The sequence below is a fragment of the Variovorax sp. J31P207 genome (genome assembly GCF_030316965.1).
Classification (GTDB): Bacteria; Pseudomonadota; Gammaproteobacteria; order Burkholderiales; family Burkholderiaceae_C; genus Variovorax; species Variovorax ginsengisoli_B.
The window spans coordinates 728,075-751,175 of sequence record NZ_JASZYN010000002.1 but is presented as its reverse complement, the minus strand read 5'-3'; the positions used below and the strand labels follow the sequence as shown (position 1 = coordinate 751,175).

At 63.7% G+C, this 23,101-nt stretch carries 20 protein-coding genes; 5 read left to right on the top strand and 15 right to left on the bottom strand.

What is annotated here, in order from left to right:
* Window positions 1–3: 3 nt before the first annotated feature.
* Window positions 4–861, bottom strand: coding sequence for a LysR family transcriptional regulator (locus QTI68_RS09130; protein ID WP_286521556.1), 858 nt, complete (start codon window positions 859–861; stop codon window positions 4–6).
* Window positions 862–995: 134 nt separating this feature from the next.
* Here QTI68_RS09130 and QTI68_RS09125 point away from each other — a divergent pair, with 134 nt between their 5' ends.
* Window positions 996–1,745 (top strand): SDR family NAD(P)-dependent oxidoreductase, encoded by a 750-nt coding sequence (locus QTI68_RS09125; RefSeq protein ID WP_286521079.1) that lies wholly within the window; start codon window positions 996–998, stop codon window positions 1,743–1,745.
* A gap of 34 nt (window positions 1,746–1,779) precedes the next feature.
* Here QTI68_RS09125 and QTI68_RS09120 read toward each other — a convergent pair whose 3' ends face one another.
* The 3 genes from QTI68_RS09120 to QTI68_RS09110 all read right to left on the bottom strand — a co-directional run bounded on the left by QTI68_RS09120 (window position 1,780) and on the right by QTI68_RS09110 (window position 5,253).
* The gene (locus QTI68_RS09120; RefSeq protein ID WP_286521078.1) at window positions 1,780–2,208 is read right to left on the bottom strand and encodes a nuclear transport factor 2 family protein; all 429 of its coding nucleotides are present in this window, start codon (window positions 2,206–2,208) and stop codon (window positions 1,780–1,782) included.
* A 152-nt stretch (window positions 2,209–2,360) separates the two neighbouring features.
* The gene (locus QTI68_RS09115; RefSeq protein WP_286521076.1) at window positions 2,361–3,356 is read right to left on the bottom strand and encodes an acyltransferase family protein; all 996 of its coding nucleotides are present in this window, start codon (window positions 3,354–3,356) and stop codon (window positions 2,361–2,363) included.
* Window positions 3,357–3,372: 16 nt separating this feature from the next.
* Window positions 3,373–5,253 (bottom strand): CocE/NonD family hydrolase, encoded by a 1,881-nt coding sequence (locus tag QTI68_RS09110; RefSeq protein ID WP_286521074.1) that lies wholly within the window; start codon window positions 5,251–5,253, stop codon window positions 3,373–3,375.
* A 280-nt stretch (window positions 5,254–5,533) separates the two neighbouring features.
* Here QTI68_RS09110 and QTI68_RS09105 point away from each other — a divergent pair, with 280 nt between their 5' ends.
* Window positions 5,534–6,418 carry an alpha/beta fold hydrolase gene (locus tag QTI68_RS09105; RefSeq protein ID WP_286521073.1) on the top strand — a complete coding sequence of 295 codons (885 nt, stop codon included), beginning with the start codon at window positions 5,534–5,536 and terminating at the stop codon, window positions 6,416–6,418.
* A gap of 466 nt (window positions 6,419–6,884) precedes the next feature.
* On the opposite strand, the gene QTI68_RS09100 is transcribed toward QTI68_RS09105, so the two are convergent.
* Complete coding sequence (locus tag QTI68_RS09100) at window positions 6,885–7,502, bottom strand: TetR/AcrR family transcriptional regulator (protein WP_286521072.1); 618 nt, start codon at window positions 7,500–7,502, stop codon at window positions 6,885–6,887.
* Between the two features lie 440 nt (window positions 7,503–7,942).
* Between QTI68_RS09100 and QTI68_RS40330 the strand changes: the two genes are divergently transcribed.
* A complete protein-coding gene (locus QTI68_RS40330; RefSeq protein WP_503011638.1) occupies window positions 7,943–8,296 on the top strand; it encodes a zinc-binding dehydrogenase in 354 nt (117 codons plus the stop codon).
* Window positions 8,297–8,381: 85 nt separating this feature from the next.
* Here the strand turns inward: QTI68_RS40330 and QTI68_RS09090 are convergent, their stop codons facing one another.
* The 4 genes from QTI68_RS09090 to QTI68_RS09075 all read right to left on the bottom strand — a co-directional run bounded on the left by QTI68_RS09090 (window position 8,382) and on the right by QTI68_RS09075 (window position 14,452).
* Window positions 8,382–8,813, bottom strand: a complete 432-nt coding sequence (locus QTI68_RS09090) for a cupin domain-containing protein (protein WP_286521070.1) — start codon at window positions 8,811–8,813, stop codon at window positions 8,382–8,384.
* Between the two features lie 967 nt (window positions 8,814–9,780).
* On the bottom strand, window positions 9,781–10,071 hold the full coding sequence (locus QTI68_RS09085; RefSeq protein WP_286521069.1) for a hypothetical protein: 291 nt from the start codon (window positions 10,069–10,071) through the stop codon (window positions 9,781–9,783).
* Between the two features lie 120 nt (window positions 10,072–10,191).
* Entirely contained in the window at window positions 10,192–12,987 is a 2,796-nt protein-coding gene (locus QTI68_RS09080) for a P-loop NTPase family protein (RefSeq protein ID WP_286521068.1), read from the bottom strand.
* A 304-nt stretch (window positions 12,988–13,291) separates the two neighbouring features.
* Entirely contained in the window at window positions 13,292–14,452 is a 1,161-nt protein-coding gene (locus QTI68_RS09075; RefSeq protein WP_286521067.1) for a hypothetical protein, read from the bottom strand.
* Between the two features lie 400 nt (window positions 14,453–14,852).
* On the opposite strand from QTI68_RS09075, the gene QTI68_RS09070 reads away from it, so the two are divergent.
* Window positions 14,853–17,471, top strand: a complete 2,619-nt coding sequence (locus QTI68_RS09070) for an AAA family ATPase (RefSeq protein WP_286521066.1) — start codon at window positions 14,853–14,855, stop codon at window positions 17,469–17,471.
* A gap of 556 nt (window positions 17,472–18,027) precedes the next feature.
* Here the strand turns inward: QTI68_RS09070 and QTI68_RS09065 are convergent.
* Entirely contained in the window at window positions 18,028–18,951 is a 924-nt protein-coding gene (locus QTI68_RS09065) for a LysR family transcriptional regulator (protein WP_286521065.1), read from the bottom strand.
* A gap of 274 nt (window positions 18,952–19,225) precedes the next feature.
* On the opposite strand from QTI68_RS09065, the gene QTI68_RS09060 reads away from it, so the two are divergent.
* Window positions 19,226–20,110 carry a LysR family transcriptional regulator gene (locus tag QTI68_RS09060; protein ID WP_286521064.1) on the top strand — a complete coding sequence of 295 codons (885 nt, stop codon included), beginning with the start codon at window positions 19,226–19,228 and terminating at the stop codon, window positions 20,108–20,110.
* Here QTI68_RS09060 and QTI68_RS09055 read toward each other — a convergent pair whose 3' ends face one another.
* The 5 genes from QTI68_RS09055 to QTI68_RS09035 all read right to left on the bottom strand — a co-directional run bounded on the left by QTI68_RS09055 (window position 20,111) and on the right by QTI68_RS09035 (window position 23,009).
* On the bottom strand, window positions 20,111–20,263 hold the full coding sequence (locus QTI68_RS09055; RefSeq protein WP_286521062.1) for a hypothetical protein: 153 nt from the start codon (window positions 20,261–20,263) through the stop codon (window positions 20,111–20,113).
* 139 nt (window positions 20,264–20,402) lie between these two features.
* On the bottom strand, window positions 20,403–21,275 hold the full coding sequence (gene yghU, locus QTI68_RS09050) for a glutathione-dependent disulfide-bond oxidoreductase (protein WP_286521061.1): 873 nt from the start codon (window positions 21,273–21,275) through the stop codon (window positions 20,403–20,405).
* Window positions 21,276–21,366: 91 nt separating this feature from the next.
* Window positions 21,367–21,723 carry a hypothetical protein gene (locus QTI68_RS09045; protein WP_286521060.1) on the bottom strand — a complete coding sequence of 119 codons (357 nt, stop codon included), beginning with the start codon at window positions 21,721–21,723 and terminating at the stop codon, window positions 21,367–21,369.
* A gap of 24 nt (window positions 21,724–21,747) precedes the next feature.
* Entirely contained in the window at window positions 21,748–22,800 is a 1,053-nt protein-coding gene (locus tag QTI68_RS09040) for an extracellular catalytic domain type 1 short-chain-length polyhydroxyalkanoate depolymerase (protein WP_286521059.1), read from the bottom strand.
* On the bottom strand, window positions 22,800–23,009 hold the full coding sequence (locus QTI68_RS09035) for a hypothetical protein (protein ID WP_286521058.1): 210 nt from the start codon (window positions 23,007–23,009) through the stop codon (window positions 22,800–22,802). Before QTI68_RS09035 ends, QTI68_RS09040 begins: the two co-directional genes overlap by 1 nt.
* Window positions 23,010–23,101 lie beyond the last annotated feature (92 nt).

Sequence of the window (23,101 nt, the reverse complement as noted above, 5' to 3'; positions counted from 1 at the left end):
GCATCAGGACAGCTTTTCGAGTTCCGTGGCCAGGAACTCGATAAAGAGCCGCGCACGCGCCGGCGCCTGCCGGCCGAAGGCATGCAAGGCCGAGATCGTCACGAGCGGCAGCCGCTGCAGCGGCAGGACGGGCACCAGTCGGCCCGCGTCGATGTCGTCTTGCACGAACAGGCGCAGGATCTGTATGACGCCAAGATCGCCCAGTGCCGCGATGCGCAGTGCGACGCTGTTGTCCGTATCGAACACACCGGCGGGATTCAGCACGCTGCCATCGGCAAAGCGGATCGGAAACGCCTTGCCGCCCAGCATGTAGCGCACGTGCGCATGACCACGCAAGGCATCGATCGAACTGGGCGTTCCACGAAGTGCCAGGTACTGGGGGGACGCCACCAACACAAGGGGCAGGTCGGCAAGGCGTCGAGCGGTGAGGTCGGTGTCAGCGACCTGCCCCGCCCGAATGGCGATGTCATAGCCCTCGCGGATCAAGTCGACATGCCGGTCGGCGAGGCTCATCTCGAGCTTCAAACCAGGATGCCTCGGATGGAACTTGCCCACCACGGGCGACAGAAGGATGCGCCCGAGGTCGCCGGGGGCCGTGATGCGCAGCACGCCCTGCGCGATGCCGTCGGGTTGCATCACCTCGCTGGCGTCGTCGAGCGCACGCAACAGCGGCGCGATGCGTTCGTAGTAGGCGGCACCTTCTTGCGTGAGGGACAGCGCCCGCGTCGAGCGCTGGAAGAGCCGTACGCCGAAGCGTTGCTCCAGCCGCGCAACGCCTTTGGAGATCGCCGACGGCGATGTGCCTAACGTTCGTGCGGCCGCGCTGAAGGAGCCGGCCTCGACGGAACTCGCGAAGGCCACCAAACCGGGCGCGTGATCTAGAACATTCATTGAGGACTCCTGGGCACAAGTGTTTCCATTCCTTCTTACTACTCAAGTCAGCTTGGCAAACCTAGATTCAAGACTTCTCTCTCAGTCCATCAAGGAAAAACCTCATGCAGAAACTCTCTGGAAAAGTGGCCGTGATCACCGGCGGCAACAGCGGCATCGGCTTGGCATGTGCCCAGATGTTCGCGGCGGAAGGCGCTCGCGTCGTCATCGTGGGACGACGCCAGGACGCGGTGGATGCCGCGCTCGCGCGCCTCGGTGCGGACGCGATGGGCTTCGTGGGTGACGTGGCCGATCTTGCTATGCACGACCGGCTGCTCGCCGCGGTGCAAGCGCGCTTCGGTGCCATCGACATCTATGTGGCGAATGCCGGAACGGCCATTCTCGAGCCGTCCGCCGTCGTCACCGTGGACAACTACGATCTGCAGTTCGCCACCAACACGCGCGCGGTGTTCTTCGGCGTGACCAAGGCACTCGCGTTCATGCGCGATGGCGGTTCGGTCATCCTCACGAGCTCGATCGCCGGCAGCAAGGTGATGGACAACCACGCGGTCTACGCAGGCAGCAAGGCCGCCATCGAGGCCTTCGCGCGCAATTGGGCGCTCGAACTCAAGGACCGCCGCATCCGGGTCAACGTGTTGAGCCCGGGGCCGGTCGACACGCCGATCCTCGCAAAGCTGGGCATCACGGAATCCGCACGGCCGGAGTTCGACAAGAGCATGGCTGCAGCGATCCCGTTGGGTCGGCTGGGCCAGCCGGATGAACTGGCGCACGCAGCGCTTTTCCTGGCGAGCGACGACAGCGTGTTCGTCACGGGCATCAACCTGAAGGTCGATGGCGGCATGGCGCTGACCTAAGGCCACACCGCGCTCGGACCCGTCGCCCTTCCCTTCAGGTCCCAGCCGTCTGACGTGGAGGGAGAAATCCCTTCGCGTTGGCAAGGTCGGGCCACGGGAGCACGGTTTCGCCGGCGACCTTCCACTTGCCGTCCGTCCGCCGGAGCCGCAACTCATAGAGCGCCGGATCGGCGTCCTGGCTCATGCGTCGAAAGAGGATCGCGGTTGCTTCATCGCCCTGCTCCTCGATATGCAGAATGCGCTTTTCCGTCGACAGCGGCTTCTCGCCCGCGTCGCGACGGCTTCTGAACTCGGCCATCATTTCCGACTTCGAGAAGCGGGCCACGTCTCCTTGCGGCGTCAGCACCAGAAAACCGAGGTCCTCGGTATAGAGCGCTTCCATTTCGTCCATCCGATAGTGACTCCCGGCATCGGCGAGCAGGTCGATGAAGGCCAAGATTTCCGGATTGTGAGATTGGGGCATGAGGGTTTCCTTTGGCTGAGCTGCGACAGAGCACCAACGCAACGGCTTGCGATGGAAGCTCGATGGCATCCATCGTAGGATTGGCGCCCAGGCTTCGGTAGTGCCGCCCTAGGACCCGCGCTGATTCCGCTTCGGCACCAATACCGGGTGGCTCATACGGCCGTTTGCGTCTGCGGCCATGCCTTCTGGCGCCATCTCTTGAGGGGCGCATCCACCAGATGAAGGCAGATCGCCGCCATCGTGAACGAAAACGCGACCGTCGCGCTCAGCGTGACCCACCCGGGCTGCGAACTGCGCAGCAGCAGGGCAAAAGGAAAATGCCAGAGATAGATGCCATAGGACAGCCTGCCAACGTAGGCCGCGGGCCGTGACGCGAGGTATTTCATCTTCCCGTGCTCCGCCGCGTAGCAGACAAGCACGAAGGCCGACAGCTCCGCCAGCGTGATGCGCAGAGTGACCGCCTCTATCTGGTCGCTCGTCGGCAGGGAAGGCAGGGTCATGAGGACCGCTAGCGCGATGCACGCCACCGTGAGTGCGTGCCTCGAGACCCTGAACCGGGTGAGCGCCGCGATGGCCCCGAGCAGGATGCCACTCATCCGCGTGTCGAAGCAGAAATACGCTTGCGACCAGGTCCAGTTCATGGCCACGAAGTACCTCCATGCGGTCACGGCAAAGAATGACGACACCAGCCAACCGACTGGATGCCGCGTCCGCAACAACAGCGGCAGCGCGAGGGGCCACAAAAGGTAGAACTTTTCCTCTACGCCCAGCGACCATGTGTGGCCGATGGTGTAGGCGATCTCCCAGAAAGCCAACGCATAGTCGTAGACGTAGAGTGCGGCGAGGACGGCGGACAGCCACCGGTTGTCATCTGGCCAGAGCATGGGAGCCAGCCCCAGGTAGACCGCTACCATGAGCAAGAGGGTCGGATAGAGCCGCAGCGCCCGCCGGGCGTAGAAGCGACCGATTTCGATCCCGCCCTGGCGGTACTCCGCCGAGAGCATTGAGGTGATGAGGTAGCCGGAGAGGACGAAGAAGACGTCCAGTCCGACGAACCCGCCGCGCGCGCCGGGAATGTCGCAGTGAAACAGGAGGACGGCGAGGATGGACAGCGCCCGAAGACCATCGAGCGCCGGGTTGTACTGCATCTGTATCTGCCCTCAGTCAGCGGATCGCCAGCGGATCCGGCCGGCACGGCTGCAGGATAGTCGCGCCACACACCGGGTAGCTTGACGGACCCTTTACGTCCTTCAGCACCCCGAGCCGGAGGACAGAATCGTATCTAACGTTGTGCAGCACGTGGAGGCGCTGCTTTTGCGTGAAGGTGTCGAACACCAGGCCACCGGTTTGAGCCGGCGTGTCGATCCAGATCCGCAGCCGGGAACCGCTGCGGAAGTAGTGCCCCATCTTGTTGATCTCGACGCGCGCGAGGACCGGCTGCCCGGGCAGCAGGGGCATGACGCGCTCGGGCCGCTCGAGGCGCACCGGCAGCAGAGGTGTCGAGCGCGCGGTGTCCAGGGCCCGGTTCGACAGACGCAGCCAGCCGCGCTGGACATAGGTTTCCTGTCCGTCCGGTCGAAGCTCGGTGACGGTAACCTGCAGATCGGCGTCGCCGGCGCTGGCGGTGACCCAGAGATCGACGCTGCCCGGCCCGTAGACCATCATGTCTTCGCCCAGCGGCGGCGATGTGTAAGCGATGCCCGTTGCCTTCCAGTCGCCAGGCAACTCTCCCCAGAAAGAGCTACCTGCAATGTCGTTGACGGCAACACCGGCGCCAGGGTAGTCGAATCCGTCGGCCGCCCCGGAGCCGGGTCCATCGGCGAGAGCCTGGCCGGCACCCAGGTGAAATTCCTTGACCACCAGGTCGGCGCTCCGGATCGGACCTCTTTTCACCACCCAGCGCGCCTTGGGAGACACGCGCCGCTGAAGGGCGCTGCCGCCTTCCTCTTCGGAGGTTTCCATCCACACGGTGGTGCGCGGCGTATCGCGTTCGAATCCGTTGTCCACGCCCTTGACGAAGCGGTCAAGAAAGCGCACGGCCATCTCCTGGAACGCCGAGGCCAGGTACATGTCGTGCCGGCCGTTGGTCTGGACCGACCACAGCTTGGCCGGGTCGAGCCGGGACTGGTAGTAGCCGCTGCGAGGCGTGATGGCCTGATCCTGGAAAGCCTCGAGCGACAGCACAGGGACCTGGACGCGACCGGCATGCAACGCCAGATCGAAGCTCTTCATGTGGTCGTCTCGCAGCGGATGCGACAGCAACAGATGCATCACGGAGTTCGTGTCTTCGGCTGCAAGGTTCTTCGGGATCTGTGCCAGGCACTGCACGTCGCCCTCTTCCTTCGCGGTCTGTGCGACCACCTTCTCCCAATAGGCGCGCATGGAGACCCGCAGGGGCGTGACGAAACCGGGCGCCGGAACGCCACCAGGCATCAGGGCGTCACGGAAGTCTGTCAGCACCATCCCGGGCACGATGGCCCGAAGATGCGGTGGCCGGTTCTGCGCGGTCGCCAGTTGGGCAGACCCGCCGTACGACCAGTTGACCATGCCGACCTTGGCATCAGACCATGTCTGCGACGCCGCGAACTCGACGGCTTCGGCGCCATGCCTTCCGAGTTGGGGCCGCGTGTACTCGAGCGGGCCCGCGGAACATCCGGAGCCTGCGGCGTTGACGCCCATCACCGCGTAGCCGGCCTCGACCAGCCGCTTGTCGAGTTCGACCGACATCGATGTCTTGTACTTCAGATAGGGCGTTCCCCCGATCGCGCCTGCGTCGTACCCATTGATGCTCAAGATCACGGGGAACCTGCCTGATGTCTTCGGCAGGAGCACGCTATAGCGCAGCCTGATCCCATCGGAGGTCGTGAAGTAGCCGGTGAGGCGCTTTGCCCAGAACGGCGCAATCTCTCCCTGCTCGGGGAAATCGAAAGGCTGCGACGCTGGCAGGCCCGTGTCCGGGTCCAGCTTGGCATCCTGCCCGTGTGCGGCCAGCGACGTGGTCATTGCCGTGGCAAATGCGATAGCGGCGGCGATGTTTTTCTTCATGAATCCTGTGCTCAGGTGCTGGCTGGGTCGCCATTTGGGAGGCGATGTTAAGACATCGATGCGGCTTTCGCGATCCCGACAAAGCTTCGGACGTCGCGGTCCAGGCCGTAGAGGTTCTTCCCTCCTTGCTGGCAACTTTGGTGTTTTCGAGGCAACAGGGCGATGCACCCTGGCCATCTACCGGCTGCCTCGTCGCGTCACTAGCATCGACGAATCGGAATCAGCGATCAGCAAGCGCCATCTCGACGCGGCGAATCGCGCCTCAGCAACAAGGAAAGCCATGATCTCCACGCAAGAAACGACAAGCGTCAATGGGGTGCGATTGCACTACACGGTCGCCGGCCAAGGCGACCCCGTGTTGCTCTGGCATGGCTTTCCGGGCACCTCGCAGTCCTGGCACAAGGTCTTGCCCCTTCTCGCCCAAACCCACACAGTGATCGTGCCCGACATGCGCGGGTTCGGTGATTCGGATAAGCCGGCTCAAGGCTATGACGCACGTACGCTGGTCGCGGACTTCCGCGCGCTTTTGCGGCATCTCGGCGTGGGACCCCTCCACATCGTGGCCCATGACATGGGCGCGCCGGCGGCGCTGGTGTGGGCCGGCGAACATCCCGAGGAGGTGCGCACGCTGGCCTACCTGGACGAGCCAATCATCACCGGAGAGTGCCTCGGACGACTGATGCAGTTCACACCTCAAGGCACCGTCAGAGGCGGCCTGTGGTGGTGGCCGCTTGCATTGGCGCCCGGGCTGGCGGAAATGCTGTTTTCCGGGCACGAACGAGAGGTGCTTTCCTGGTTCTATGAAAACTTCTGCGCCAATCCCAGCGCGATCGGGCAGGATGCTTTCGACGAAACCATGCGCACGTTCGCCGCTCCAGGCGGCGTGAGCGGCGTGCTTGGCGTCTACCGCGCGATTTTCGACACACAGTCGCAGACGGAGCCCTTTGTGCGCGACAAGGTGCGTGTCCCAGTGCTCGCCCTGGGAGGCGACAAGAGCTTCGGCGACAAAACCCGCGAGCTGCTCACGACCGTCGTCGAGAACGTCCAGGGCGGTGTGGTTCAGAACTGTGGGCATTTCATCCCCGAGGAACAGCCCGACGAACTGGTCCGCCTTCTGTTGGAATTCTGGTCCGAAACTGCGCCCCAGCCCCTGGCCCGGCGTTGAATGCAACGTCAAGGTACGGGCCAGCCGATACCTTAACAACGCTTGACATCTTCTGATGCGCGGGCTCCGCCTTCTCCATCGCCGAGTGGCTTGCGCAGGCATGGCGACATGCGTGCGCAAGCTGCCGGGGCTAACCTCGAGGTGGCGCCACACACGTGCGATGAGGTCCCTATGGCCGACGATCTCGCTGGCGTGCTCGACGAGCACAATCAGGATGTCGAGTGCGCGGCTGTTGAGTGGGAACGGCACACCGTCCTTCTCGACACGCCGCCCAGCGGAATTCAGACGAAACGGCCCGAACGAGACGCTCGCAACGCGATATTCGGTCGTGGCGATGGCGGAGGTCCCCGTTCGATCGCCCGAAATGGGTGCCCGCGCGTCGCGGGCTGTAGAGAAGGCATTCATGGTTCTTGTTCCTTCATCGAAGCGGCAGGGCGCCTGCTGCATGCGGAGCCTGTCCCAGAAATCACGCTGGGAGGTGGTCCAGCACGCCCTCAAAGACTTGTCGCACCATCTTTTGCGCGTAGGCCGCCGAGAGTTCGCTGTAGGGAATCATCAGCCGGTAGTAGACCGCGCCATAGATGGCGTCCACCAGCACGTCGGAATCGATGTTCGCGGCCAGTTCGCCATTGGCTTGGGCCTCAGCGATGACGGCCATCGCTTCGGACCGGCGGGGTGCGATCCAGTTCTTCAGGAACGCCTGCCGCAACTTCGTATCCGACTGAGCGGCGCCGAGAAGGTGGCGCAGCAGGTCGCCCCGCGCCCCCTCGAGTGAGGCAACCAGTTGCCCGACCGAGTCGGCGAAAGTCTCCTGCACAGAGGACTTTCGGCGATAACGGATCTTGGGACCGACGTCAGCCAGAAAGGCGTCCATCACGATGCTGGCCGCGTTGGGCCATCGACGATAGATCGAAGTTTTCGCGACACCGCTGTGGGCGGCAATGCGCTCGACCGTGACGAACCGGGCGCCCTTCTCGGAGGCCAACGCCAAGGCGGCCGCACGCACCGCTCGCGTGGCTTCGTCGCTGCGCGGGCGACCGACCGACACTTCGGAGCGGCCGGGTGCTCGAGGGGGGGCTGGCATGGCTTTCGGCGAGGACTGACTGCGGCTTGGCATTCGATACGATACGTTCCGTATCTTAACCTGTCAAGCCTGGCCGCCTCGGTAATCGGTTCTCCTTGTAGCGCCCAGCAGAACGCGCGCTCGCCTCGGCGTTTTGCTTGATGGCGCCCTTCCCTTCCCTGGCCAACACGGAGTGTTCGAACGCCGCGTAGGGGTTCGCGCCTGCCCCGGTCCTGCGGCATGTGCAATCGGTGGCGCGATAGGTTTGCTTCTTGCGCACTTGACAGTCGTTGCCGAAAGGCGGCTCAGTAGCGGGGAGCCGTCTTTCGCTTGGCGACGGCCAAAGACTCAGTTCGGCCAGGAACGGAAGTTCAGACGTAGAACAATCCTCGTCGGCAACCAGTCGCTAAGCAGCCATGAGGTGTGCACCTCGTCCGTCGGTTCAGTGCCCATAGCTGACTGTGGGCGCCGACCCGGAAGCGGTCAGCGGGACGGCCTTGGCCTTTTGGCTCGGGACTGTCCTCGTCCGCTCGCTCTTCCCTTTCCCGGTGGACTACCCGCGGCGCCGTGCTGGGCGCCGACGCGCGGTGCTAGACGAGGAAGAGTGCTACAGCAGCAGGAACTTTCGCCGGGCCGGCAACCGTCATTCACGCCAGGGTCTCAGTGCACCGCGGCGCATTAGAAGCGCAACGACCGATGCCGGGATTATTCGGCGAGTTTTGGATCGGGTCCTTCCATTCGAATCGATCAACGAGGCTATGTCTTACGTCGACAAAAGACGTGCAAAAGGCAAGGTCGTCGTCAAGCTGGCATAGCGAGCGCCGGCGGACGAAGCGCGGCGGGAAACCCAAGAGCCCTGGCCCTTGGGCGCTCCGCATTAAACGAGATGGAGCCGAGGTCCTACCGCTTCGGGATGACATCGCCCTTCACATGCTGGTGCACGAACAGAATGCAGTCCTCGGGTCCCGCGCAAGCGTCACCGTGCATTTCCATTCCGGGCTGAAACACATAGGATCCAGGCGGGAGCGTTCGTTCCTCGCCGCCCTCGAAAGAATGACGCCAGGTGCCGATCAAGTTCGTGCCGTGGTAGTCACCTGTATGCGCGTGAATCGGCGCAACAAACCCAGCCGGCATCTTCAGCAGCATCGCGTACTCGCCTTTGTTTCGATCCCCCCAGAGAATGGTAATTTTCATCGGCGAACCGGGTTCGATCTCCTGCCATTGCATTGCATCGGCCGAGACCATGGTTCCTGCCCCTGCGCCCGCTGCCTGCCCAGTAAACGCGGCCATGGGGATGAGCGAAAATCCAACCAACAGAAATTTCTTCCACATGATGTTCTTCTCTTAAAGTGTGGGGGTCAAAATGGCCGAGCGGGGACTGCACCTGCGATTGCGAATGTTTGCGGTGGGCGCTGTCATGATTGTGTTCTCTGGCAAAAAGCGGAATGACTTTCGCCACGAATTCGAAGTGCCAGGGAAACCGTGCCAAAGAAGGACGGGGTCACTTTCTCCAGCAGTTGCATAGTGCAGGCGAATGCCATTGACCTTCGCGCTGTAACGATTGATGCCCACGTTCGTCCGTGCGGGGTGATGCGAGTCCATGAAAGCCTTCAATGTGAGAGTGGACCTCCACAGTAGGGTCGTTCTCCTGCGACCGGTAGGCCCCACGGAGGACTCACACTGTTGTTGGGCCGGCACCAATCAATGGAGAGCACAGTGGTGCCAGACCCGCAAGTTGGCATCGTTTCGCACATCGAAGAGCGCTTCTTCGCCGGATGCGGCTCGAGCACAGAGGCAGCGCATTTGAAGGCACCTGATGGTCCGCCATCGCCCAAGTGAAGGCACACCAGTCTGCAGATGAGCAGGAGTCCTTCGCAGCGAACTGAGCCGCGGGTCTCACCGAATCGGGCTCGATAACAAGCGCGTTATCGCTCGCTCGACGAGCCTTGCAACTGACACCCCGCCCGGAAGGGAACCACAGCAGGGCAGTTACAGCCAGATTCAGCGTGCCAGTGTCCGCCCCATTCGGATTCGGAGGTGAGGTTGCCTAGGACCGCACTGCAGCGAAAGCGGTCGTCCAGCGGTACGGTTTAGGCCGCCCGGTTTGTGCTCCTTTGCGGAAGTAGCAGCAGGAAATCGGAAATTCGAGACGACGATCGGCGTCGGGCCCGAAGGCGGGCCGCGCCTCCGAAAGAAGGAGGCCCAATGCCGTCGATCAGCTGCGTGGTCTTGCTGAATTTGTAGGCAGGAGCCATGAAAGGCTCCATTGCCTATCGACTCAACTGGCTCTGCGCAGCCTTCAGAACATGCCGTTCTTGGCCCACTTGCCCGCCAGTGCCAATACGGCGCCTGTAACCATACCGAGTCCGGCAAAGGCGAAGCCTTCAGGTGTGACTGGGATCGGCACGGGTATCGACGCCAGAATCTGATCCAAGTCGATGACAACACCCGTGCGACGTTGGACACGCTGTGTTCTTCCCGCCAGGCGCCAGCCGAGCAGGAGCATGGTGAACGAGAAGCTGAAGAGCCCGATGCCGGCCTTCTGCCAGCACTTCGGGCACCAGAACAGGATTCGGAGCAATAGATCCATCAAGCAGAGTGTGCTTGATGACTGGAGCTACCAGTCCTCGAAATGGGTTTGGCTGGAAGATCTGGTGCCACTTCCGCGCCAGCGGCCGTCAGGTAGCTGGCGAGAGAAAAGCTGTCTGCGTTATTGCACCGCATTGCCGTCCAAGGCCTGCTGTCTCTTCTTCAGTTCCTGCAAGTACTGTTCATCCTTGCAATGAGCGATAGCTTCCTGTGAATACGACTTGGCCAGAGGCAAGTTCTGCTGCTTCTCAGCGCATTGGCTCAATTGGTCGAAGTAGATGGCCAATCGCTCTGAAGCCTTCGAATCGGCCTTGGCCGATCCCAGCGCAAGCTCTGCGGTCTGGAGCGCGTCGGGATTGCCGAGTAGGAGTTGCGCCTTCGACTTCTGATAAAGAAGCCAGTGGTCGACCTTGTCGGACGCGATCTTCGCAATCCGATCCAGCGCCTTCTGCGGCATACCTGCGGAGTTATAAGCCTTGGCAATCGCTCGCGCTGCAAATGGGGTGACAACGTCGGCCGCGTCAATCGCGTCTGTGAACGTCGCGGCAACTCTATTGATGCGAGCTTCCAGGTCGTCTTTCCCCAGCCGCCCGGCAGCGATCGCTGTATTCGTCAAGGACTCACAGGCGCTCACCCACTGCCGCGGTTCCACAGCGTTAGGGGGCGTGGCGAGAATTTCCGGCAACGCTTCGGCCAGGGCGACACAGACGTGCATGTGATGGTAGCCAAACACAGTCGTGAAGGACAAGTACGCCTCGTAGAACTGGTCCAACCCTTCCAGCGCGGACATCGCAATTACTTCTGCTATCCGTTCCACACGTTCTCTGTCGGCTGACAAGTACTCGGCGACTTCGCGATACGAGCGCAAACGGGTGATTGCGGCGAGGGAGACGCGCAGCGGGACGGAGGAAGCATCGGCAAGCATCTTCTCTACCAGCCACCGCATTGCGTCGCGACCCTCGCTCTTCAGTTGAGCCGAAGCCTCTTTCTGGGTGCCAAGGTGAGCGATCTGACCATAGGTCGCATGCCATCCAGGTCGTATGTTGAGCAGCTCCCAAAAGCTCGCCCGAGCTTCTTCGAGCATGCTGCAACGCCGCAGAGTCTTCCCACGGTGGTGCAATAGTTCAGCGCGGACCTCTTCATTGACGCCGGCTTCGATTGCATGCTGATACTCTGCCGCGCACGCTTTGTAGTACTCTTGCCGAACAGCCTTGTTCTCAATGCCGTATGCGTGCGCCTCTTTGCCATCGATGATGCAGAGCACCTCGGACAGCGAGCTTTCTACGGTTATCGCGCGTGAATGAAGGTCAATCGCCCATTGTTGCTTCGCACCACTGCCGGCCTGCAGGAGCGCGTACTGAAGCCAGTCAGGGGTTCGGGCACCACGCTCAGTGTTCGCGAGCAGCAACTGCTCCAGCGCAAGATGGATTTCGCGAATGACGGTGGGCATCATTTCGCCGGAAAACTTACGCACGTACTCTTCGACGGCGTCGGCGATCACCCTCGATCCGGGTTTGTCGCGGACCGCGTCGCAGATCAGGTCGTGGACCTTAAGAACTCCGGGTGCTGTGGCTGGCTGGAGGATGGCCAACCGTTGGAGATTGACCCTTTCGTTCTGCCCTAGAAAGTGGGCCAGAAATCTAGTGTCGTGGACATTCGAACCTGAATCGGCGATCTTGACCAGCGCCCCCAAAGTGTTCGGCTGCAATCGCTTGAGGAGCGACTTCATAATCGAAGTCCCGTCTCCTTGCGAAAGCGCGTGCGGATCGCCAAGTATTTCTCGATACAGGTCGTCCTTGGCGATGTCTCCCATTGCAGCAATATTGCGAGTCGTCGCCAGAATCAGCGGCGAGAACCTGCATGCTTCAACAAAGGCGGCAGCTGCCAGACTGAGATTGGCAGGGTCTTCTCCCAGCACCTTTGCTGCCGAGTCTGATGACAGGGGCGGTATGGCGACATAGTCCGCGTTCCCGGGGGCGTTGAGCTGGGACGTCACAAGGACAACCCCGCTGCGGCCGAAACCTTGCTGGAGTTCGCTGAACGCCTTCGCATCGATGGTGCGCTCTAGGCTATCGATGACCAGCAGCGTTCGTGCCGAGTTGAAGGTTCCGGCGACATTGAAGGGCACGCCGCCCCGCGAACGTTGAATCGAGCTAAGCGGCGTGTCCTTCTGCCAGTCGTCGCCGGAAATCCACACGTAATTCTCGAAGGCGGCAGCCTCCTTGTGAACAAAGTCGATCGCGGCCTGCGTCTTTCCGGAGCCGCTGAGACCATACAGAACGCACACGTTGCCACCTTTGGCGTAGTGCGAACGCACGGCATTCAAGATCGCGTCTTCGGTGTGATGGTTCTCGCAGATCCCGGGCACGCGCCCGTAGTACTCATAGTTCTGAAGGTTCTGAGCGAACTCGGGAAAGAAGTCGCTGAAGAAGCCCGCCGACTCCGGATTGTCGACAGAAAATTCGTAAATGTGCTTCGCAAGTTCCCTCGCATCCAAGATCTTGACCACATCGGCGTAGGCCTTCCCTCGATCGGTCGAGCGGAATTTTCCTCGGAACGACTCCGGCTCCTCTTGGCTCGCGATCAAGTAGATGCTCTTGGGCGAACCATGGGTTAGCGCATGATCGATGTCACCCTCGATCTTCTTGAACTTAGGAGGATCGCCGGGCTTCGACGAATCTTCGAAGTATCCCTTCTCGGCACTGTATTCGCCCACCGTGGACCCGTCCTGCGAGAAGGTATCAACGGTATAGCCCACCGGGCGGTAGTCCTTATTGAGGCCGTGATGAACCAACTTCTTGGCTTCGAGAAGCTCAATGACGGCGTGCCCTACCAACTCCAGCTCAGTCGCACCCATCGCGACAATTTCATCGATGAGCCCGTTGACGATTCTCTTTTTGACGTGTTCGAAATACATACTCGGACCCTGAAGCGTTGTGATTGGATGCAATCTACTCCAAACCGGCGGGAGGTCCGGTCGGCGCTCTGCGCCCGGGCTTTGCGCAGGTCTCCGGTCCGGGCAGTCGCGCGGTCGGCTGGAGCATCTTGCATCGATGTGGCTGAAGCGCCGCTGCCGTAGGCACGCCGCAGGTCCGGCACGCGTGGACGGCTGTTCGCTCTCAGAAAGGGTAAGGAGACACTCATGTCATCTGGCACCAACTCATTTACTCCGCGCGGAAGTCCAACGAGCTGAATTCCTTTTGGCGCGCCGCCCCTCGTCGTTAGTTCGAGAGACCCCGCGCTCGCAACGGGCCGCGGAAACTTGCATGCCAGAGAGGGCTTCCTTCCTTCAAGAAGAAGTTCGTTGCTCCGCCCGAGTCCGTGCTGCCATCCACAGCAGGAAAAAGGCCGTTTCTACTGCCAAATACAACACCGACGATATGGTCCGGCGCGCGATTGAGGAAGTTGCCGACTCCGAGTCTCAATGCTGTTGGTTGATCGGCCGGGCGACTGTCTTGTTCGTGTAGTGACAGCAACTGGTCTGCATCCATGCCTTGCAACGCAACCCAGAACAACGCGCCGCGATTGTGTGTGAACTGTCGCGCCGCTGAGTCGTCGAGGGTAGCAAACACCTGATCCAGAACGTCGTCCTCAATTGCACTTTGCATCACGAACGCCAGCATGCCTCCCGCAGGGGTCCCGTACACGACTGCTTCGCGATTGACAGTGCCTGTCGCTGCGTCGACCGCCTTTCTCCACTCCTCGCGGCTCTTATTCTTCGCTGCGTCGATCTTGGCAGGATCGAAGGGCTCAATGCGCACCTCCGCGCCCCCACCCAAGGTCGCGCCGCTCCCAACGACGATTCGAGCAACCACTTCTCTCGCGAGTGCCGCCCTTTCCTCTCCGTTTACCGGCAAGCGATTGGGAACGACTAGCACAACCGCAAGCCCCCAGCGCAGGTTCTGTGCGACGCCGGCCACCTCTCCCCACAGTTCGCCCCAGAACTCCAGCGCATCGCGACGATGGATCCGGCGGCCCTTGTTTGACGAGATGGACTTGCACTCGACCTCAAGGCCCCCGGGACCGAGATCCTCGATCAGGAGATCAAAAGAGCCCCCGTTGTTCACCCTATGCCAAGCCACACGTTGCCCTCGACGGGAGAAATGGGTCGCTGCCTGTAGTTCCAAACGCAGACCGTGCATTTCTTCAGAACGGCTGAAGGCGCCTCGGACCCGTTTGACGAACGCTTTGGCCTGTTTGACTGTGCTCCTCTTCAGGACCTCGAGTACCTGTGCAGCGAAGCCCAGGGATGGAAAGATACTTGGATCGTTGCAGGCTTCGTGCGGCACCGTGCCATACGCCGCGACCAGTTTTCGCAGCCGATCCAACTGGTATGCGATAGCGTATTCCGAACGCAGGTAGTCAACGAGAAATCGGTTCAACCGAATCGCCTCTTCCTGTCGCGCAACTGCACCTTGCCAGTGCTCCGCACCAATTGCGCTCGCGAGGCGCCGGTACACCCCAGGTACTTCGGCTGTCGTCATCTCGGTAGCTGGCACGCCGCTTCTTCCTTGCTGTTCGATCAAAAGTCAAGACTACCAAACAGGCAGGCGTTAAAAGTGGACTGGCACGACGGTCAGGTCTTGGCCGAGTCTTTGAGTTCGCCCATCCGCTCCAACGCTAAACTGCAGCGTCGCGCGCCGAACTACCGACTTCACCAAGGGCTGGCGGCCCGGCGTCGCCCGTCATGGGCTCCGGACCCCCATCCCAGACGGCAATCCCGAAGGACACGGCCAAAATGTCGTCCTCGAACAGCGCGCAAAGCGCAGGAAGCGATGGACGATGGCACTGCTTGACGAGATTCTGGCCTGGGCGGCCCATGAGCTCAAACCATGGCAGGGCGACGCGGTGCGGCGCCTGTTCCAGAAGGTCACGCTCGACGATGGCGACTACGACGATCTGCTGCTGATGCTGAAAGCCAGTCGCGGCCTCGTCGGCGACGTCATGCCGACCCCGGTGCCGCTCGCGAAGGCGCATCTACCGACCGCCGGTGCTGCGAATCCCATTGTTTTGGAGGCGCTGCACTCCCTGCGGCACGTCAACCGTCTCGCTGAGGGGCAACTCCTGGAGTTCCTGCCCAAGGGGCTGACGGTCGTGTTCGGAGACAACGGCGCAGGCAAGTCGGGGTACTCCAGAGTCATCAAGAGCGCCTGCAGGGCGCGCGTGAAGAACGAGCCGGTGCTGCCGAACGCGGGGGTAGAGGCACGCCTGCAGCAGACCCCTGAGGCAGTTTTCACCGTGTCATGGGGTGATGGCAAGAGCTTCGATGTCCCCTGGAAGGCCAACGCGACGGCACCTCAAGAGCTGGCGTCCGTAGCCATCCTGGACACCCGCTGCGCCCGGGCCTACACCGACCAGGAAGGCGAGGTCCTCTTCGCGCCGTACGGACTCGACGTTGTCGAGGACCTGGCGCGGGTCGTCTTCCCGAGGCTTGAGCGAGCTATCTTGCAGGAAATCGCCGGCCTCGCCGTATCGGACAAGGCGCTCGTCGACCTGAAGCCGGCCGACACCGCCGTGGGCCAGTTCCTCAGACAACTGTCCGCTTGGACCAAGGACGCTGCCATCGAACAGGCGTTGCAGTTTAGCGAGGAGAACGCCGCGCGGCTGGAGGTCCTGACCGCGGCGCTGGCGGAGAAATCACCGGCAGAGAAGGCCCGCGAATGTGACGAGCTGGCGACCCGAATCGCGGCAACGGCGCAGGCGCTCGAGGACACCCAGAAGGTCGTCACCGACGATGCGATGACGGCGCTGTGGCAGGTCGACGAGGACCTCAGGGTGGCGCTGGAAGCCGAGACCTTGGCCGCCAATCAACTGAGAGGGGACGAGGGGCTGCTTGAAGGCACCGGGCAGGGGCCGTGGCGCCAGCTCTTCACGGCGGCGCAAGCCTTCGTCGAGACGCACCAGCACCCCACCACTCCCGGTGCACCGTGCCCGCTGTGTCAGACCCCACTTGCGGAACAGGCGGCTTCCCGCTTGCAGCGCTTCGCCCAGTTCGTCGTTAACGACGCTAGCGTTCGGGCGGACGGTCAGCGAACTCGCCACCAGCGCACCTTCGAGAGCCTGCGCAGCACGCCACTGCGAGCTCGGCTCGAAGAGACGACGGTGACCTACATCGAGGCCAACTCGGCAGGATGGACGGCGGCCAAGGATGCCTTCGAGGCCACGGTTGAGAGTCGGCGACAATGGGCGCTGGATGCAGGGCTCAGGACACACGACTGGTCGAAGGCGCCCCCGGCCTACACCACTCAGCCCATCGAGGCGGCGCGGCAGTTGGAGGGTTCAGTGCGGGAGCAGGCGCACATCCTGCGCGAGGCCCAGCCCGGTCCCGCGCGGGCCACGCTGCAGAAAGAGGCCGACGAGCTGAAGGCTCGGCAGGCGCTGTCGGCGCGGCGCGATGCCCTCTACGAGCTCGTCCAGGCCAAGCGCCTGCACCACAAGCTGTCGGCCTGCGTGGAAGACCTGAAGACCAAACCGGTGTCGGATAAGGCGGGTCAGCTGGCGGAATCGGCGGTAACGCGGCAGCTGAGCGACGCGCTCAATCAGGAGTTCGAGAAGCTGGGCATCTCCCATCTGCAGACGGCGCTGAAGGCGCGTACCGAACGCGGTCGTCAAAAGCTGAAGCTGGTACTCGACCTGCCCAATTCGACCAAGCCCGAGGACATCCTGAGCGAAGGCGAGCAGCGGGTCATTGCCATCGGCAGCTTCTTCGCTGAGCTGAGCGTCGCCCACCACCGTGGCGCGGCCGTCTTCGACGACCCCGTGTCCTCGCTGGACCACCAGCGGCGCCAGCGCGTCGCTCGTCGGCTCGTGGAGGAGGCGAAGACGCGCCAGGTAGTCGTGTTCACCCATGACACGGTCTTCCTGGCGGAACTCCTGCTCCTGTTGAAGGCCGCGGAGGCGCCGCCCCACGTCTGTCGGTTCCTGACATTCAGCCAGCAATCCACCGGACGGATTCACGACGGGCTGCCCTGGCATCACCTGCCGACGAAGGACCGGCTGGACAAGCTCGAGAAGTTGGCCAGCGCGTTTGCGAAGGACGAGCCGAACCTCGACAACGACCAGGCCGAGGCTCGGGCCCGGGACCTCTACAACTGTCTGCGAGGGGTCGTGGAGAAGGGGGTTGAGGAGGTAGTGTTCTGTGGCACGCTGGAGCGCTACAACGACTACGTGCGGGTCGCCTCCATCAAGCAGACCGTCGGGCTGAAGCTCGAAGAATGTGAGCCGCTGGTCGACTTACATTCGCGCGCCAGCGACATCATCGCGGGCCACGACAAATCGGGTGCGCGAGCGTTCGCCGCGCCGAACGCCAAAGAGGCCCGAGACGACGTCGAGAAGCTCAAGATGGCACTCGACACCATCCGGGTCCGGCGCAAGGCGCCCAAGTCGACCACTCCGCCCTGACGGCTCTTTCGCAGTCCAAGGCTCCCCATGGGGCCAAGCCAGTTCTCCCGCCCCCAGGCCGGCCAGGGGGAGGTGAGCTCATCGTCACTTCGATTCGTACGACGAAGCAGGCAAGGCCGCAAGGGCCGTAAGAAGACCGACTGGGCTGATCCTTTCGGCCCGCAACCGCGAAGGTCTTTAGGGCGGAGAGCGCTGCTCGGCGATGGGCCGCTATGGGTCGGCGGTGCCCATTGGCTCCGCCCCCGACTGACATTCACCACCAGACCACGACCGCGCCGCCTTGAGTACCCGGTCTCAGGGGCGCAGCAGTCTCCCGAGCAGCTGCCCGCCGAAAGTTCGTTGCTGATCGCAGCGTCGATTGGATCGCCGCGCACGAGTGACTCAGATGTGTCTGAAGCAGTCGGCCTATCGGCCTTTCGCGACCTTGTTCCGCAACCTGCCGTGAAGCGGCCCTAGCGCCTAGTTTGGCAGAACGGCTGCAACCAGTCTTGAAGGGACATTGCCGTCCTGACCTACGCAGCTCGCGTTTGTACGCCATAGCCCCTAACACCTGTCGCTAATTCTCCAGCGCCGAAGCAAAGAACAGTTTCTCGCCGCGCGAGCGCAACAGCGCCACAAGCCGCTGGGCCGCGGGCGACAGGTAGCCCTCCTTGCGATAGGTGACCCCGAGGTGGCGCCTTAGCGTCGTCTCCTTCAAGGGCACTTCCCGCAGCGCGTGGCGGGCCCCGCTGGCGTTCAGCGTGTGGCGCGACAGGAAGCTCAGCAGGTGGGTGCGCGCGATCAGCCGCGGCAGCAGCGGAATCGAGTTGGCATCGATCTGCGCCTTCGGGGTCGGCAGGCCGCGCGAGCGGAAGGCCGCGTCGAGCCATTGCCGGCTCACGATGGTGTCCACCGGCAGCACCCAGCGCCAGGCCAGCAGTGACTCCATCGTGATGCGCGGCAGGTCGAACACCGGGTGGTCCGGGCTGGTCGCCACCACCACCACGTCCTCCACGATCGAGTGCGTCACGAAGTCGTCGTCGTGCTCGGGCATCAGGCCGATGAGCAGGTCGATGCCGCCTTCGCGCAGCCGCTCTCGCAGCGCGATGCTCGGCGCGATCGTGATGTCGATGGTGGTTTCGCTGGCCTCGGCCAGCAGCAGGCTGCAGATCTCGGGCAGCACGTGATCGGCGGCGATCGGCCCGCTGCCGATGCGCACGTGGCCGGCGTTGCCCTTGGCGAAGTCGCCGACCTCGCGCAGCGCCTCCTCGGTGGCGCCGCGCAGCAGCCGGGCGCGCGCCAACAGCACCTCGCCCACCGGCGTGAGCCGGATGCCGCGGCCCTGGCGTTCGAACAGCTCGGCACCGAAGGCCTGCTCCAGCCGCTGCACGGCCTTGGTCAAGGCAGGCTGCGTGCGGCCCAGCTTGTCGGCGGCCTGGCCGAGATGGCCCAGCTCAGCCACGGTCTCGAAGTATTTCAGGTCGCGCAGGTGAATGTCCATCGATAGCTTCTAGGAATCGAACAAGGAGCATTATCGAGTATGCGGAATGAAAAAGTTTTTCCGTTTCGCTGCCACCTCCTGCCCAAAGACCAAAATTGAAAACGCCAGAGGAGCATTTGCACACTCTATTTGCAACGCTACGCGGACTAAGCCGCCCAAACCAGTCGTTTTGAGACTCCGAAGCCGACACCCGACGGCGGTTGCATCGGGCCTCCGCGCTCGGGAGCGCGGGATCTGGGCCTTTCACACTCTATTTGGCGACACCATCGAGGCCGTGGCCGACCTGGGCCATGTCGGGCAGGCCGCCGACAAGCTGGGCCGCACCCAGCCGGCCTTGACCAAGGCCGTGCAGCGGCTGGAGGAGGCCTTCGGCGCCGCGCTGTTCGAACGCCGGGGCCGCGGCATCCGGCTCACGCCGGTCGGCGAGGTGCTGCTGGCGCGTGCCCGCGTGCTGCGCGGCGCGACCGAAGAAGCGCTGCGCGAGGTCGGCGATTTCGCCAAGGGCAATGCCGGCCACGTGCGTATCGGCAGCGGGCCGATCGCGGCCGATCACGTGCTGCCGGAGATCTGCAGCCTGCTGCTGGCCGAGGCCAGCGAGACCACCATCGACATCACCATCGCGCCGAGCATCGCGCTGCGCGAGCGGCTGCGCGAAGGCGGCATCGACCTGCTCATCGGCCTGATGCCCGAGCACGACGACGACTTCGTGACGCACTCGATCGTGGAGGACGTGGTGGTGGTCGCGACCAGCCCGGACCACCCGGTGTTCGACCTGCCGCGGATCACGATGGAGTCACTGCTGGCCTGGCGCTGGGTGCTGCCGGTGGACAGCATCGTAAGCCGGCAGTGGCTGGACGCCGCCTTCCGCTCGCGCGGCCTGCCGACCCCGAGGGCGCAGATCGATGCCAACTCGATTCCGCTGCTGCCGCGGCTGATTGCGCGCACCCACCTGCTGAGCTTCCTGTCGCGCCACACACTGAACGCCAGCGGGGCCGCCCACGCGCTGCGGGAGGTGCCCTTGAAGGAGACGACGCTGCGGCGCCACCTCGGGGTCACTTATCGCAGGGAGGGCTACCTGTCGCCGGCGGCCCAGCGGCTGGTGGCCTTGCTGCGCTCGCGCGGCAAGCGGCTCTTCACGTCGGCACTCGGCGACGGCTGATCAACCTTCGATGGCCCGCGTGGAGCGTCGCAGCTGCTGCGCCATCATGCGCTGCATCCGCGTCTGCGGCGTGCGATGCAGCAGGAGGTCGATGGCCCAGCCGGCCACCACCACGACCGCCAGTGCGCCAAGGGTGAGAATTGCTGAGTCCATGATCTGCTCCCGTTTCGACAATGGGGCGACTTTGCGCCTTGGGCCGCCGGCTGTGAACCCTCCAAATGGACTGGGTTGTTTTGTGATCTAGGTCCTTTTTTCCCGCCGCGGCTGTGCTAGCGGGTGCCCCTCGACCCGCCTAGGGCGCGGCGTCCAGCGCGTGCCCTCCGGACTCGAAATCCCCGGCGTCATGACGCTCGGCCAGCTGGCTGTCCAGGTCGCCCCAGACCCGGTTCACCCTGCGCCCGCGCTGCACCGCGGGCCGCTCGGCGATCAGGTCGGTCCAGCGCTGGACATGGGCATAGCTCTCGACCTGCAGGAACTCGCCGGCCCCGTAGACCAGGCCCTTGGCGAGCGCGCCATACCAGGGCCAGACCGCCATGTCGGCGATCGTGTAGTGGTCGCCGGCCAGGTACTGGGTTTCGGCCAGCCGCCGGTCGAGCACGTCGAGCTGGCGCTTGACCTCCATCGCGAAGCGGTCGATCGCGTACTCGATCTTGGTCGGCGCGTAGGCGTAGAAATGGCCGAAGCCGCCGCCCAGGTAGGGGGCGCTGCCCATCTGCCAGAACAGCCAGGACAGGCAGGCCGCCCGATCGGCCGGAACGGTCGGCAGGAAGGCGCCGAACTTCTCGGCCAGGTACAGCAGGATGGCGCCCGATTCGAACACCCGCACCGGCGTCGGCGCGCTGCGGTCCATCAGCGCGGGAATCTTCGAGTTCGGGTTCACCGCAACGAAGCCGCTGCCGAACTGCTCGCCCTCGTTGATCCTGATGAGCCAGGCGTCGTACTCGGCGCCCGCGTGCCCCTGCGCCAGCAACTCCTCCAGCATCACCGTGACCTTGACGCCGTTCGGCGTGGCCAGCGAATAGAGCTGCAGCGGATGGCGGCCCACCGGGAGTTCCTTGTCGTGCGTCGGTCCGGCCACCGGACGATTGATGTTGGCGAATTGCCCGCCGTTGGCCTTGTTCCAGGTCCAGACCTTGGGTGGGGTGTAGTCCGATGTTTCGTCCATGCGTGGCGCTCCGGGTGCGGGTGAAGTAGCGCGGCAGCAAGGTCCGCGCAGCCCGACTTTAGAGCGAATCGGCGCACGAGGGCGCCGGCAGCTAGACGCGGGTTTTCGAAAGCGCCGCCGCTGTGGCCTGCAGCTCGGGCACCAGCGTCAACAGCCGGCGGGTGAGCCAGTACAGGTGGGCGGGATCGATCGGGTCCGGCAGCCTCAGGGTGTCGATCAGCCGTTGGGCCCGCGGCCCCAGGGGCAGTGCGGTCAGCGGCTCGAGCACCATGGCGAGCTCGTCCCGGACCGCCTCGTCGACGAGTTCATGCTCGTCGAGGCTTCGCCAGATGGCCCGCACGGCGCGTTCGCAGAGTTCGGCATCGGACAGCGGCGCAGGCAGCGCGGGATCGGGCGGCACGCCGCGCGTTCCGCTCGACTCACGAGAAAAGCTTCTGCGCAAGCTCATCTGCCGCTCCTTCGGGGAGACAGTCTAGTGCTGCCCCGCAGAGATGTAATGACGCACTGCAGCATGGCGGGCGCCAAACTGCCTGGCGGCGAAAGCCCAGGCCATGCGCGACGCGTCGGGCCCTGCGCCGTCGCTGTAAGGCTGGCCGGCAGCGCCGCCGCTCCAGGCGTGACCGAGCCGGTCGATTTCCACCAGGGTCGCCACCGTGCTGGCCCCCTGCTTGAAGTCGGTCACGGTCGCCGGGTAGCGCTTGCCCCGTTGCAGCGTGCGCTCCTTGCTCGAGGTTGCGCCCATGGCGTCGGCCCAGGCGCGAACCGCGGCGAGCCCATTCGACGCCGCGACCACCCTGTCGCTGCCGCCATGGATCACCATCAACGGCGGCCATCCGGCAACAGCCCTCGCCAGCGGCGCCGCCGCCAGGGGCTTCGTGGAGCGATGACCATGCATGGCGCCGAGCGCGGACAGCGTGGAATGCGCGGTCCCGGGCGGTATGCCCGAGTGCATCACCACGGCGGCGAAACGGTCCGGATGCCTGGCGACGAGCAGCGCCGCCATGCTGGCCCCTGCCGAGAGGCCCGCCACCGCGATGCGCGCGCGGTCTACCGCGTACATCAGGCAGACCTGGTCGATCGCCTTCATGATGAGCGCCGCCTCGCCGTAGGCGCGTCCCGATGATGTGTCGAACCAGTTCCAGCAGCCTTGCGGATTCGACACCCTGTCCTGCTCGGGGTAGAGCACCAGAAAGCGTTCGCGGGCTGCGATCAGGTTCATGCGCGTGCTGGTGGCGAAGGTCTTCGCATCCTGTCCGCACCCGTGCAGCATGACCATCAGCGGCAGGCGCTCGCCGAACTTGATGCCGGGTGGCCGATACAGGCGGAACCGGCGCATGCCCGTCGCACCCATGGCCAGGCCCTGGATCCATTGGCCCGCACCCGCAGGCGGGCGCCGCTTCTCGATCACCGGCTTGACTGTCTGACCGACCGCCCGCGTACCGGCGCGCACGGTGCTGCGCGTGATCGCCTCCATGCCACGGGCGACCACGCCCAGCCAGCCTCCGGACCCTTTGCGTCGCGCCATCAGCGGCGCGACTTCCGCCTGGCGACGGTCGCGCGGGCAGTCTTGCCGCTCCAGAAATCGACGATCTGCCGGGTCGCCTCCGCTTGCGCGGCCCCGACCTGGCGCCGGGCGGCCGCCGCGGACTGACCGCGTGCCGAGCCGACCGCCTTGTTGGCCGCGCTCAGCCACATGCTCATCAAGGGATTCTTCTTCATCCAGGGGTTGCTCATGGAGCCTCCGTCTCGACCGGGGGTCGACAGCAGCGACTGTCGCCGCGTCTCCGATGCCGCAGCGCAGCATTTTTGCCCGATCGAAGGTGGCC